Source organism: Sphingomonas naasensis (genome assembly GCF_004792695.1).
GTDB classification, from domain to species: domain Bacteria; phylum Pseudomonadota; class Alphaproteobacteria; order Sphingomonadales; family Sphingomonadaceae; genus Sphingomonas; species Sphingomonas naasensis.
In genome coordinates, this window is the sequence record NZ_SRXU01000002.1 from 620,149 (window position 1) to 632,436 (window position 12,288).

The following is a 12,288-nucleotide window of genomic DNA, read 5'->3' on the forward strand; positions in this document are numbered from 1 at the left end:
CCGGGGGCAACGGCTCTGGGAAGGCCGTCGAAGAATCGGTTGGCGAGCCCTATTCGTCTTCCGTGACAGTTTCGCTGGTTTCCGCCTCGAAGGCGAGATCGACCGGGTCGAGCAGCCCCGCCGCCTTGAGATCGTCGATCCCCGGCAGATCGCGCCGGCTGGCGAGCCCGAACTGGCTGAGGAAACCCGCGGTGGTGGCATAAGTGAGCGGGCGGCCGGGCACTTCGCGCCGCCCCGCCGGGCGCACCCATCCCGCCTCCATCAGCACGTCGATCGTTCCTTTGGAGATCTGCACCCCGCGAATCGCCTCGATCTCGGCGCGCGTCACCGGCTCGTGATAGGCGATGATCGCCAGCGTCTCGATCCCCGCACGGCTGAGCTTGCGCGATTCCTCGCGGTCGCGCCGCAGCAGGTGCGCGAGATCGGCGGCAGTCTGGAAATGCCAGCGCTCGCCGCGACGGACCAGCTCGATCCCGCGCCCGGCATAAATCGCCTCCAGCGCCGCCAGCGCGCCGCGCACATCGGCCTCGGCGCCGACATGCGCCCTGATCTCGTCGATCGTCATCGGCGCCTCCGACGCGAACAGCACCGCCTCGACGGCGCGGCCGAGATCGTCCTGCGGCGTCATACGCTCGCCTTCAGATAGAGCGGCGCGAACGCCGATTTCTGCCTGAGCTCGAGCCGCCCCTGCCGCGCCAGCTCGAGCGCCGCGACGAAGGACGAGGCCAGCGCCGACTTGCGATAGGTGCCGCTCGCGCCCTCGGGCAGGAAGGTCTCGATCGTGCTCCACTCGATCCGCGCGCCGATCAACGCCGAGACGCGCTCGATCGCCTCCTCGAGCGTCATCACGTCGCGCTGGGCGACGACGTGCATCACCGGCCGGGTGCGCGCGCTGATCCGGCCATAGGCGGCGATCAGATCGTAGATCTCGGCCTGGTAGCGGCCCTTGCGCACCACGCGCAGCCCCTCGGGGCTCCCGCGCAGAAAGACGTCGCGTCCCAGCCGGTCGCGCGCGATCAGCCGCGCGCCCGCCTCGCGCATCGCGTTGAGCCGTTCGAGCCGCAGCTGGAGCCGGAGCGCCAGCTCCTCGGGGCTCGGCGATTCCTCGGGATTGCGCGGCAGCAGCAGCGCCGATTTGAGATAGGCGAGCCACGCCGCCATCACGAGATAATCGGCGGCGAGCTCGAGCCTGAGCTCGCGGGCCTGATTCACGAAGGTCAGATATTGCTCGACCAGCTCGAGGATCGAGATCTGCCGGAGATCGACCTTCTGGTTGCGCGCGAGCGCGAGCAGCAGATCGAGCGGGCCTTCCCAGCCGTCGATATCGATCTTGAGAGTGTCGTCCGACGCCGCTTCGCTCATTGCCTGGCGAGTTAAGCAGGTCGTTCAGGCCAGCGCCAGCAGTTCGTCCCGCCTGGCCACGAGCGCCTCGAATTCGCCTGGCTCCACGCCGCCCGCGATCGTCGCCATCGCCCGCTCGAGCCGCGCGACGCATTCCGCGGTGGCGTCGCCGATCAGCCCGGCGATCTCGACCATCTCGTCCATCCGCGCCCAGCAATCGAGCACCACGTCGCAGCCCGCGCCGAGTGCCTGCGCGGCTTTCTCGCCGGCGGTGCCCGACAGCGCCTTCATGTCGATATCGTCGGTCATCAGCAGCCCGTCGAACCCGATCCGCCCGCGGATGATCCCGGAAATCACCTTGGGGGATAGCGTTGCGGGGCGCTCGGCGTCCCACGCCTCGAACACGACGTGGCATGTCATCCCCATCGGCGCATCGTTGAGCCGCGCGAACGGCTCCAGATCCCATTCGAGCGCCGCCGCGTCCGCCTTTACGTGCGGCAGGACATAATGGCTGTCGACCAGCGCGCGGCCATGCCCCGGCATGTGCTTGACCACCCCGACCACGCCGCCGCGGCGCATGCCCTCGAGCATCGCCTGGCCCAGCGCCGCGACGCGCATCGGATCGCCGCCGAACGCGCGGTCACCGATCGCCTCGGTGACGTCAGGCTGGCGCACGTCGAGCAAGGGCGCGCAATTCACGTTCACCCCCACTTCGGCGAGCATCATCGCCAGCGCCTGCGCGCTCGCCCGCGCCGCCTCGATCGCCGAGATCGGCGCGATTTCGTACAGCGCGTCGAATGCCGCGCCGGCCGGGAAAGCGGGCCATTCGGGCGGCACCATCCGCGCGACGCGCCCACCCTCCTGATCGATCAGGATCGGCAGGTCCGCACGTCCCGAGAGATCGCGCAGGCTGTCGGTCAGCGCCTTCATCTGCGCGCGATCACCGCAATTGCGCTTGAACAGGATGTAGCCGAGCGGGTCCGCATCCTTGAAGAATGCACGCTCGTCCGCGGTCAGTTCGTGGCCGGAGACGCCGAAGATGACGGGTTTCATGGACGCCCCTTACCCAATCCTCCCCCGGAGGGGGAGGGGGGACCTCAAGGTCAAACGCGCCCGCCCTCAGTTCTGTGGGCGAGGCGCTCGGTCGGGCCAGAGAAACGGCGTCGTTCCCAACGCGAAACCCATGAATGCCGCCTGTAGCGGCAGGTTGAACCCGACTAGACCGAGCCGCAGCCAAGCATAGCTGTTGATCGCAACGTCAGCGATCATCACGGCCAACGCGAGCGACAGGCCCAATCGGATCCGCCGCGCCAGCAGCAGGACGATCACGAGCGAATCGAGCACGATCAGCGACGTCCAGAACGCCTCGAGCAGCGGCGGACCCCAACGGTAGGGACGCAGGCCGCCGACCACGAAGTCACGCGCGTGATTGACCGCGCCGATGCCGAAGCAGACGATGTAGACGGCGAGCGCCGCGCGTGCGCGCCAATCCTGCGCGCTACTCACCGGGGCCATCGGTCAGCAGCCCTCAATTCGCGATGAAGCAGTTCTCGCCGGCGACCTTCAGCCGTCCGCACAGCTCGCGCGCCTGCGGGTTGCTGCCCGCATTGACCCGCAGCCGCCACACGGTGTTGCCATTCGCCGCCTCGCCGCGCTCGACCGATTTGCCGAGCGGCGCGAGATAGCCGAAGCGCTTCGACAGCCGCGCCCAGGCGATGTTGGCGCCCGCCTCGTTGGGGAAGGCGCCGAGCTGGATCAGCGAGCCCGAGCCCGGTCGCGCCGCCGCCGCCGGACGCACGCCCGATGCGGGTGCATTCGGCGTCACCGTGGTCGGTCCCGGGATCGAGAGCTTGACGTTCTTGCTCCCCGGCGCGGTGCCGCCCGGCGCGGCGGCGCGCGTGCCTTCCACCGGGGCTTCGGGGACCGCGCCGACATTGATGCTCGAATTGCTCGCGGCGCCCTGGCTCGTCGAGAAGACGGTGTCGCCCTCGCCCTCGGCCTTCATCCCGCCGGGCTCGTCGGGCTTGGTCTTGTAGTCGCCGGCGGGCGCCTTGATCAGCTCGCCATTGCCACCGCTCACCGTCTGCGAGCGCTGGTACCAGAGATAGCCGACCGCGACGAAGCCCACCACGGCGAGCGCCAGCACGGCAATCAGCATGAAGCGCGCAGCCGAATAATCCCTCGGATAGTCCTCCTCGGCGGTCTCCAGCCAGGGAAGGCGATCGTGCTCGTCGAAATCCTGACCGGTCCGCAGGCTCATTCTAGTGCATCTCCTGCACGGCCTCGACACCCATGAGGCCCAATCCATTACGGATAATCTGTCCCACGCCGCGCGCCAAGAAAAGCCGTGCGCAGGTCAGCCCCGGCTGGTCGGCCAGCAGGAAGCGCCGCTCGGGGCGGTCGTTGCCGACATTCCACAGCGCATGCAGTGCAGCCGACAAGTCATAGAGATAAAAGGCAATTCTGTGCGGTTCGCGCGCCAGCGCGGCGCCTTCGACGACGCGCGGGAACTGCGCCGCGAGCTTCACCAGCGCCAGCTCTTCCGTATCAAGCAGGGACAGATCGGCGCTCGGGCAGTCAATCCCGGCCTCCGCCGCCTTGCGGTGGAGCGACGCGATCCGGGCATGCGCATAGTTCACATAGAAGACCGGATTGTCCTTCGACGCCTCGACCACCTTGGCGAAATCGAAGTCCATCTGGGCGTCGGCCTTGCGCGTCAGCATGGTGAAGCGGACGACATCCTTGCCGACTTCGTTGACGACATCGGCAAGCGTGACGAAATTGCCCGAGCGCTTGGACATCTTCACCGGCTCGCCGGCGCGGAGCAACCGCACCATCTGGACCAGCTTGACGTCGAACCGCGTCTTGCCGTCGGTCAGCGCCTGCACTGCCGCGACGATCCGCTTGACCGTGCCGGCATGGTCGGCGCCCCAGATGTCGATCAGCTGGTCGGCGGCCTGTGCCTTCTGGAAGTGATAGGCGAGGTCGGCGCCGAAATAGGTCCATTGCCCGTTCGACTTCTTGATCGGGCGGTCCTGATCGTCGCCGAAGCGGGTCGAGCGGAACAGCGGCAGCTCGACCGGCTCCCAATCCTCGGGGGTCTCGCCCTTGGGCGCCTCGAGCACGCCGTCATAGACGAGGTCGCGCGCGCGCAGCCACGCCTCGGCCGCCTCGGGCTTGCCCGCCGCCTGCAGCTCCGCCTCGGAGGAAAACAGGTCGTGATGGATGCCGAGCAGCGCGAGATCGGCCTTGATCATCACCAGCATCGACGCGACGGCTTCCCTGCGGAACAGCGCCAGCCATTCCTCTTCGGGCTTGCCGACGAACTTGTCGCCATATTCGGCCGCGAGCTTCTCGCCGACCGGTTTCAGATACTCGCCCGGATACAGGCCCTCGGGGATCTCGATGCTCTCGCCCAGCGCCTCGCGATAGCGCAGGTGCGCCGAGCGTGCGAGGACATCGACCTGCCCGCCGGCGTCGTTGACATAATATTCGCGGACTACCTTGTGTCCGACATATTCGAGCAGCGAGGCGAGCGCGTCGCCGACCACCGCGCCGCGGCAATGCCCCATGTGCATCGGGCCGGTCGGGTTGGCCGAGACATATTCGACATTGACCGTGGTGCCCGCGCCGATCGTCGAGCGGCCGTAATCGCCCTCGTCCTTCAGGATCGCGTCGAGCTCGCCGCGCCAGGTATCGTCGGTGAGCGTGAGGTTGATGAAGCCCGGCCCGGCGACCGACACTGCGGAGACCTCGTCGAGCTTCTCGAGCTCGGCCGCGATCTTTTCGGCCAGCGCGCGCGGGTTGGTCGCCGCCGGCTTGGCGAGCACCATCGCCGCGTTGGTCGCGAGATCACCGTGCGTCGCGTCGCGCGGCGGCTCGACCGTGACCGCACGTCGCTCCAGCCCGCCGGGCAGGTCGCCCGCGGCGACGAGCGCGTCGAGGGCGGCATCAAGGTGCGCGGCAAAACGGACGTAGAGGGTCATTGCGGTTCCAACAGGTAACGGAAGCGCGCCCTCTAGCGGATGGGGGGCGTGGGGACAATCGGCGCCCGGGGCGGGATTGGGGAGATGCGAGGGGCGGCTATCGGGTGGCTAGGTGCTACTCGTGGCTAGAGTTTATATCGGTTGTTCTCCAATCTCGAGACATCGACTCATGTGGAGATTCCCGCAATGTGGACGATTATCGCCCTCGGCATCGCTTCATTTTCGGCCGTTCCGTTTGAACCAGTCGATGCACATCGACCCACTGCACGAATCGACCTCGCCGAGCGCCTCGCGGCCCGTTGTTTTGAGTTGGGCAGCACGTCCGAAAAATCGGTCTGTCTCGAACGCGAGGCAACAAAGGCGGAGGCGGCGGTAGAGGCGAGCTTCGAGAGATTCAAAGCGCGCGACGCAGTTGATCAAGACTACACCGGATACGATCCGCGACCAGCCATGGAACGTGCGCAACGTGCATGGCGGACGTGGACACTGGCCGACTGCGATCTGCAGGCCGATTTGACGCGCGGGTCTGCGGGCGCCACCGTGCTTCCGTTCTGTCGACTAAAGCATGCTCTTCACAGGCGCGAAGAACTCGACCTGCTTTAGTGGCCCTTACCAGGAACGACGCATTTAGATGAGACGCATAAGCCTGCGACCAGTGGGCTTCCTGACCCCGACTAACTGACCAGATAGAATGTCCGGAAATGGGGCGCTTGCCGCCTTACCGGCTTACGCGCGCACCAGATCCTTCAGCACGCCCGCGCTCTTCATCTCGGGGAACAGCTTCTGCGCACTTCGCACCGGCTGCAGGTCGAAATGCGAGGCCACCGCGCTGTTGAGCAAGGTATCGAGCCCGGTCGTCGGCCGCAGGTCGCGGCTTTCGTACAACGCGGCATCCGAAAGCCCCGGCCAGTCGGCGACCACCCGCCCGCCATTGATCGCGCCGCCCATCAGCATCGCCAGCGATCCGGTGCCGTGATCGGTGCCCTGGGTGCCGTTGACCTTCACCGTACGACCGAATTCGGTCGCCACGACCACCATCGTGTCCGCCCAGAGCGGTCCCAGCCCCTGCTTGATCGCGCCGACCATCGCGTCCAGCCCCTTGAGCTGGCCGGTCAACCGCCCGCGCTGCTGGGCGTGGGTGTCCCAGCCGCCGGTCTCGATCATCGCGATCCGCGCGCCGCCCTCGGCGGTGAGCAATTTCGCCGCCAGCGCGCCGGTGGCAGCGGCGTTGCGGCCATTGTCGGCGGCGAGGTCGCTGGTCAGCATCCGCGTTGCCGTCGCCTGCTCCCAGATGCCGTGGAGCTGCGGATCGTCGCGGTACATCGTCGAGACGCGCGCGATCAGATCGTCCGAAGCGTCGGGCAAGGCCGACGGCGCGTAGCTCGCCACTTCGACCGGCCCGCGCAGCGCCATCGGGATCGTCGCGGCGAGCGCGATCGCCCTGTCGTCGGCCGGGAGCAGCGCGAGTAGCCGGTTGAGCCAGCCGTCCTTGAGGGCATAGGCGCTGCTGCCGCCGGTCTCGAGCACGTTCTGCCCGTCGAAATGCGAGCGCTCGCGATAGGGGGAGGCGACGGCATGGACGAACAACGCCTGCTTCGCCTGCCACAGCCCTAGCGTGTTGGTCATCGCCGGATGCAGCGCGAACATCGAGTCCAGCCTTGGCGCCGCCGCGAAATCCTGCGCGAGCACGCCGCGCTGCCCGGCGAAGGCGGGGTCACCCACCGGCGCCAGCGTGCCGAGCCCGTCGGCGGCGCCGCGCTGGATGATGAACACGAAGCGGCGCTCGGTGGCGGCGCGCGCCAGCGCGAGGCGCGGGCCGAACGCCGAAGTGACGACCGCGGAGGCGCCAAGGGCCACGAAACTGCGACGGGTGAACATGGCCTATCTCCGCATGAATTCGGGGGCGACGAGCATCAGCGCGACGCCCTGTCCCGGGCTTTCCGCCCGCGCGATCGACTGCGCGGTGCTTTCGCTCAGCGCGTCGGGAAACAGCTCGGCGGCGCGCTGACGCGCATCGACCGTGTCGCGGGTACGCTGCGCCAGCCGCTCGGCCGCCTCGACCCGGCGCATCACCGCATCGGGCCCGGCCCAGCTTCCCGCGACATCGTCCCAGCCCGCCGGCGACCCCGGCTTCCACACCGGCTGGCCGAGCTGGGTCATCAGCCCGTTCATCGCCATCGGCGGCAGCTGCTGCGCGCCGAGCCCGCGCAGCGCCGAGATCGTCCACTCCCAGGGCGACTTGAACTTGACCGGTTGCGCCACCCAGCATTCGGGCGCGTCGACCAGCGCGCGGTAAACCGTCGGCAAATCGCCACCCGAGCGGAGGAACGCGGTTTCGAGCCTGGCCACAAGCGCCGGCGGCGGATCGTCGGCGGCGAAGTGCCGCGCCAGCTTGGTTGCGATGTGCCGCGCGGTGGCGGGATGCGTCGCGAGCAAGTCGAGCACCGACGCCGCCTGCGCCTCGCCCGGCTGCGGCCAGCTCTTGCCGAGAATGGTGCGCGTCCCCGGCTCGTGCAGCCGCGGCGCGAAGACGAAGCTGCCCCCCGCCTCGTTCGGCGCGCCGCCCCGCCGCAGCCCCGCGACCGTCCAGCCGGTCATCGCCCGGGCGAATTCGGTGACGTCGGCCTGGCTGTAGCCGGTGCGCACCCCGAGCGTGTGCAGCTCGAGAATCTCACGCGCGAGATTCTCGTTGAGCCCCGCCTTCTGCCCGCGCCGGCCCGATAGCTGGCCGAGCGCGCTGTTCGGGCCCACCGATTGCGCCTGATCGAGATAGAGCAGCATCGCCGGATGACGTTCGACCGCGTGGAGCATGTCGCCGAACTTGCCGAGGACATGCGGGCGCACCGCCTCGAACTCGAGGCTGCCGGCAAGCCCGACCATCTCGAGCTTGTCGGCCGATACCGCGAAATGATTGGCCCAGAAATGCGCGAGCCGCTCGACGAACGGCGCCGGCGAGGTCAGCGCGGTCAGCGCCCGCGCCGCGACCGCGTCACCATAATGATCACGCGCCTGCAACCGGGCGTCGCGACGAACCTGCGCTGTCGGATCGTCGGGTTTTTTCCGGCGCTTCGGCATCGCCGCCATGGCGGGCGCGTCGGCCATCGGAGAGGCACGCATCGCCGGCTCGGCATCCATTTGCGGCGATGGCGCGGCATTGCCGCGCGTCGCGCGCCGCGCGTCGCGAAGCTCGCGCCGGTAATCGGCGATCTCGGCGACGATCTGCGGGCTCGGCGCAAGCGCGGCAATCGCCGCGGGCCGTGCGTCGTAACGGTCGAGCTGGGCGACCAACCAGCGCGCCGGATCGGCGCCCGGCGCATCGCCGGGACGTCCGCCGAGCCCGAAGCGGTTGAGCGCGATGCTTGCCTTCGCCATGGCGTCGTCCCTTGCTGTCGGGGAGCAGATACGCACGGACTTGTCGCAGAAGTTTGTCACCGGCTCGGCTCGCCGCGATTCATGCACGGACTGCAACCATGGCTGCCGTGCTTTGCGATTGTCGATCCTGTTGCAGCGCAGCATTCTGGTTTCGAGAACAGAACAACACACAACAGGGATGCCGGTCTGGCTCTTTCGATGTTTTGAAGGAGACAAGATCGTGACCAAGCTTCTGATCGCGGCCGTTGCCGCTACCATCGCCTTCGTTGCCCCCGCCACTGCCAAGGAGCGCGTGTTCACCCACGAGGGCATCACTTATTCCTACACCGCCACCCCGAGCGCCAATGGCGTCGTGCTCGAGGGTCAGGCCTCGAAGGGCGGCAAGTTTCGCCTCGTCGTCAAGGGCGACTGGGTCAATGGCTATGCCGGCGGCGCCCGCGTGTCGTTCCGCGCGCCGAAGCGTGAAGCGACGGTGCAGGTCGCCCAGCGCTGAATTCTGCCGGGGCCTTCGCAACGCGCGGAGGCCCCGTTTCATTTCAGAAACCCTCGGGCAGGCTGATCGGCCCGACCACCTCGCGATACCGAGCGATCGCATAGCGATCGGTCATCCCGGCGATGAAATCGGCGATGTGCCGGCTCCGCCATGGCTCGTCCTCGGGCAGCGCCTCGCGCCATTCCGCCGGCATCAGCGCCGGATCGCCGGCATAGGCCGCGAACAGCCCCGCCACCACGCCATGCGCCGCCTCCGCCGCCGCGAGCTGGCTCGGATGGTGGTAGAGATTGGCGTACATGAAGCGCTTGAGCCCGCGCTCGGCCTCGGACATCGCATCCGAGAAGCAGGCGAGGCAACGGCCCGCCGCGCGCACATCCTCCGCCGAGCCGATACCGCTCTCGACCAGCCGCGCCTGCGTCGAGACGATCAGATCGTTGACCATCTCGCCGATCTGCGAGCGGATCAGCTCGCCGACCAGGCGCTGCGCCGGAACGCCGGGGAACCTGCTCTCAACCCGGCGCCACCCCTCGGCGATCATCGGCACGTCCATCAGCTGATCGAGGCTGAGCAGCCCGGCGCGCAGGCCGTCGTCGATGTCGTGATTGTCATAGGCGATGTCGTCGGCCAGCGCGGCGACCTGCGCCTCGAGCGACGGCCAGCGATCCAGCTCGAGATCGAAGGCCCCATCGGCCGCCGCCAGCGCCCATTGCGGCGCCGCGATCGGGCCATTGTGCTTGGCCAGCCCCTCGAGCGTCTCCCAGCTGAGGTTGAGGCCGTGCCAGCCCGGATAGGGGCGCTCGAGCTCGGTCAGCGTGCGCAGCGTATGGCCGTTGTGATCGAAGCCGCCCTGCCCGGCCAAAGCTTTTTTGAGCGCGTCCTCACCGGCATGGCCGAACGGCGGATGGCCGATGTCGTGCGCGAGGCACAAGGCTTCGGTCAGGTCCTCGTTGAGCCCCAGCACGCGCGCGATCGTCCGGCCGATCTGCGCGACCTCGAGGCTGTGGGTGAGCCGCACGCGGAAATGATCGCCGTCGGGCGCCATGAACACCTGCGTCTTGTGCCGAAGCCGCCGGAAGCTGATCGAGTGGATGACGCGGTCGCGGTCGCGCTGGAAAACGTCGCGCGGGCCGCGGACAGTCCCGCTTTGTTCTTCGTGGAGGCGGCCCCGGCTCCGTTCCGGTGTGCTCGCCCAGGAGGAAGTCGCTTTCACGCCGCCGCCCTAGCGGGTCGCATGGCGCTTGTCGAAGGGTTCATGGTGCGAAGCCGGCCGCCGCGCGATGGCTAGGTTCCGGGTTCGGTCCCGGGGCGATCGATCATCCAACCGTCTACGCCGATTATGGTCGACGCGGTGCTGCCGAGGTGCTGAAAGCGCGTCTCTCGACGGCACCAGCGGCGCCCGTCCCGGCTGATTTCTTCACCCTGGCAACGATCGGTCTCATAACTGCAGGTCGCGTCGCCATGGCCTGTCGGTCGGCAGCTCAGCGCACGAACCCGCACGCGGGCATTCCGATTCATCGACTTCGTGTCGACGACGCCCACGGAAGCAATGATCGCCTCGAGCATCAATTGCCGCTCAAGCCGCTCGACGGTGCGCCGACGCGGCAGGGACCAAGGGATCAGCTGGCATTCCCGCGCCATGCCGGACATGAACCACGCACCTCTATCGCGTCTGAACAAGCCGTCGCAGCGATAGCGTTCTCGCTCGAAAAAGGGCGCGGCGGCTATCACGAACCGACACGTCGCATTTCCGGAACCGGCCGGGCGACATCGCACCTCGTCCACCGGATGGTGCCCGACCGCGCCGCACAATGCCTGCTCCGGGCAGGGCTGACGTTGCAGATACGCATGATAGGTCGAATCGACCTCGGCCGCGGTGGGGATCGCTGCGGCAGCCTGCGCGGCGCTCGACGCGGCATCACGCTCGCCTTCGGCGCAACTGCCCGACAGCATCGCAACGGCAAAGACCAGAATTGCTCCCCGCATGCCCGCAGCGTCGCAGCAATGCCGGCCTCCCGCAATCCGATATTCGCCGCCTGGAGCGGTTTACTCTGCCCCCAGCCTGGTCACCTTTTGCCCCGCCTCGCTGGTGAACACGAACCCCGACACGCCCGACTTGCCGAGCGTGTTGACGAAAGCCTGCGCCTCGGCCGCGGTCTTGAACGGGCCGGTCAGCACGCGGTTGGTCGCACGCAGCGGCGTCCACCAGCCCGCTTTGCCCTTGAGCGCCGGCGCCTTGGCGACCACCGCCTTCCACGCCTTGGGCAGGCTCGCCTCGTTGGCGCCGCCCGCGACCTGTACCCAGATGCGCTTCGGCTCGGCCTTGGCGGGATCCTTTTTCGGATCCGGCTTCTTCGCCTTGGGATCGGGTTTTGCCGGCTCGGGCTTCTTCGCCTTGGGATCGGGCTTGGCTGGTTCCGGCTTCTTTGCCTCCTTGCCCTTTGGAGGCTCGGGCCTCGCGGGCTCGGGACGCGCTCTCGCCGGCTCGGGCCTGGCCGCCGGCGGCGTGGGTGCAGCCGCCGCGGCGCGCGCCGGCTCGGCGGGCAGCTCGACTGGCTCGACACTCACGATCCGCAGTTCCTCGCCGGGGATCGTGATCCCGGCGACGATCGCGGCGAGCACCGAATCCTCCTGTCCGACCCGCGCCGGACCCGGCGGCGCCGGTTCGGGGCGCGCCGCGACGGCAACGGCGGACGAAGCGGTGCTGCCTTCCTGGGTCGGACGCGCGCTCGCCGGGAGAGACTCTGCCGCGCGGGGCGCGGGCGCCGCGGCGACGGGTTCGGCGGCAGCGGGCGCGCCTGGTACCGGGGTCCGCGCCCCGGGTGCCGGGGTGGCGGGTGCAGTGTCGCCGGCGACCACCGCGGCCGGACCACCCTGTCCGGGCGCGGTGACGAGGTTGCCCGCGGGCGCGGCGGTCTCGCGGCGCGCGACTTCGACCGGCGCCGCGCTTTCGCGGACGGGCGCATCGATCTCCTCGGCGCGCGGCGCGGGAAGTGGCTGGACCATCGGCACCTGCGCGCGTGCCACGCTCGGCGGCGCCGGCAGCGGATCGGCCGCGGCGGTCTGTGCAGGCGCGGGTTGCGCCAGATCGGAAGAGCA

13 protein-coding genes are annotated in these 12,288 nt (G+C 68.6%); 2 read left to right on the forward strand and 11 right to left on the reverse strand.

Annotated features, from left to right (window positions below):
• Positions 1–49: 49 nt before the first annotated feature.
• The 6 genes from scpB to argS all read right to left on the reverse strand — a co-directional run bounded on the left by scpB (position 50) and on the right by argS (position 5,327).
• Positions 50–628 (reverse strand): SMC-Scp complex subunit ScpB, encoded by a 579-nt coding sequence (gene scpB, locus E5A74_RS07990; protein WP_135983702.1) that lies wholly within the window; start codon positions 626–628, stop codon positions 50–52.
• Positions 625–1,362 (reverse strand): segregation and condensation protein A, encoded by a 738-nt coding sequence (locus E5A74_RS07995; protein WP_135983703.1) that lies wholly within the window; start codon positions 1,360–1,362, stop codon positions 625–627. The genes scpB and E5A74_RS07995 overlap by 4 nt, the downstream gene beginning before the upstream one ends.
• Positions 1,363–1,386: 24 nt before the next feature.
• Positions 1,387–2,394 (reverse strand): beta-N-acetylhexosaminidase, encoded by a 1,008-nt coding sequence (nagZ, locus tag E5A74_RS08000; RefSeq protein WP_135983704.1) that lies wholly within the window; start codon positions 2,392–2,394, stop codon positions 1,387–1,389.
• Between the two features lie 66 nt (positions 2,395–2,460).
• Complete coding sequence (locus tag E5A74_RS08005; protein ID WP_135983705.1) at positions 2,461–2,856, reverse strand: hypothetical protein; 396 nt, start codon at positions 2,854–2,856, stop codon at positions 2,461–2,463.
• A gap of 13 nt (positions 2,857–2,869) precedes the next feature.
• Positions 2,870–3,601: an SPOR domain-containing protein gene (locus tag E5A74_RS08010; protein ID WP_135983706.1), complete on the reverse strand. Its 732-nt coding sequence runs from the start codon at positions 3,599–3,601 to the stop codon at positions 2,870–2,872.
• Position 3,602: 1 nt separating this feature from the next.
• A complete protein-coding gene (gene argS, locus E5A74_RS08015; RefSeq protein WP_135983707.1) occupies positions 3,603–5,327 on the reverse strand; it encodes an arginine--tRNA ligase in 1,725 nt (574 codons plus the stop codon).
• Positions 5,328–5,513: 186 nt separating this feature from the next.
• Between argS and E5A74_RS08020 the strand changes: the two genes are divergently transcribed.
• Positions 5,514–5,930: a lysozyme inhibitor LprI family protein gene (locus E5A74_RS08020; RefSeq protein ID WP_135983708.1), complete on the forward strand. Its 417-nt coding sequence runs from the start codon at positions 5,514–5,516 to the stop codon at positions 5,928–5,930.
• A gap of 123 nt (positions 5,931–6,053) precedes the next feature.
• On the opposite strand, the gene E5A74_RS08025 is transcribed toward E5A74_RS08020, so the two are convergent.
• A complete protein-coding gene (locus E5A74_RS08025) occupies positions 6,054–7,205 on the reverse strand; it encodes a DUF1501 domain-containing protein (RefSeq protein ID WP_135983709.1) in 1,152 nt (383 codons plus the stop codon).
• A 3-nt stretch (positions 7,206–7,208) separates the two neighbouring features.
• Positions 7,209–8,699, reverse strand: a complete 1,491-nt coding sequence (locus tag E5A74_RS08030) for a DUF1800 domain-containing protein (protein ID WP_135983710.1) — start codon at positions 8,697–8,699, stop codon at positions 7,209–7,211.
• Positions 8,700–8,919: 220 nt separating this feature from the next.
• Between E5A74_RS08030 and E5A74_RS08035 the strand changes: the two genes are divergently transcribed.
• Positions 8,920–9,192 (forward strand): hypothetical protein, encoded by a 273-nt coding sequence (locus tag E5A74_RS08035; protein WP_135983711.1) that lies wholly within the window; start codon positions 8,920–8,922, stop codon positions 9,190–9,192.
• 43 nt (positions 9,193–9,235) lie between these two features.
• Here the strand turns inward: E5A74_RS08035 and E5A74_RS08040 are convergent, their stop codons facing one another.
• From E5A74_RS08040 to E5A74_RS08050, 3 genes are all read right to left on the reverse strand, one after another.
• A complete protein-coding gene (locus E5A74_RS08040) occupies positions 9,236–10,402 on the reverse strand; it encodes a deoxyguanosinetriphosphate triphosphohydrolase (protein WP_135983712.1) in 1,167 nt (388 codons plus the stop codon).
• A gap of 71 nt (positions 10,403–10,473) precedes the next feature.
• Positions 10,474–11,175, reverse strand: coding sequence for a hypothetical protein (locus tag E5A74_RS08045; RefSeq protein ID WP_135983713.1), 702 nt, complete (start codon positions 11,173–11,175; stop codon positions 10,474–10,476).
• A 60-nt stretch (positions 11,176–11,235) separates the two neighbouring features.
• The coding region (locus E5A74_RS08050; RefSeq protein ID WP_135983714.1) for an SPOR domain-containing protein at positions 11,236–12,288 on the reverse strand (1,053 nt) is incomplete at its 5' end.

What these genes read in the sequence shown, in the direction of transcription:
- E5A74_RS08030 (WP_135983710.1), bottom strand. Translation starts at nt 8,699, where the DNA reads ATGGCGAAGGCAAGCATCGCGCTCAACCGCTTCGGGCTCGGCGGACGT.
- E5A74_RS08020 (WP_135983708.1), top strand. Translation starts at nt 5,514, where the DNA reads ATGTGGACGATTATCGCCCTCGGCATCGCTTCATTTTCGGCCGTTCCG.
- scpB (WP_135983702.1), bottom strand. Translation starts at nt 628, where the DNA reads ATGACGCCGCAGGACGATCTCGGCCGCGCCGTCGAGGCGGTGCTGTTC.
- argS (WP_135983707.1), bottom strand. Translation starts at nt 5,327, where the DNA reads ATGACCCTCTACGTCCGTTTTGCCGCGCACCTTGATGCCGCCCTCGAC.
- E5A74_RS08005 (WP_135983705.1), bottom strand. Translation starts at nt 2,856, where the DNA reads ATGGCCCCGGTGAGTAGCGCGCAGGATTGGCGCGCACGCGCGGCGCTC.
- nagZ (WP_135983704.1), bottom strand. Translation starts at nt 2,394, where the DNA reads ATGAAACCCGTCATCTTCGGCGTCTCCGGCCACGAACTGACCGCGGAC.
- E5A74_RS08025 (WP_135983709.1), bottom strand. Translation starts at nt 7,205, where the DNA reads ATGTTCACCCGTCGCAGTTTCGTGGCCCTTGGCGCCTCCGCGGTCGTC.
- E5A74_RS08045 (WP_135983713.1), bottom strand. Translation starts at nt 11,175, where the DNA reads ATGCGGGGAGCAATTCTGGTCTTTGCCGTTGCGATGCTGTCGGGCAGT.
- E5A74_RS08010 (WP_135983706.1), bottom strand. Translation starts at nt 3,601, where the DNA reads ATGAGCCTGCGGACCGGTCAGGATTTCGACGAGCACGATCGCCTTCCC.
- E5A74_RS07995 (WP_135983703.1), bottom strand. Translation starts at nt 1,362, where the DNA reads ATGAGCGAAGCGGCGTCGGACGACACTCTCAAGATCGATATCGACGGC.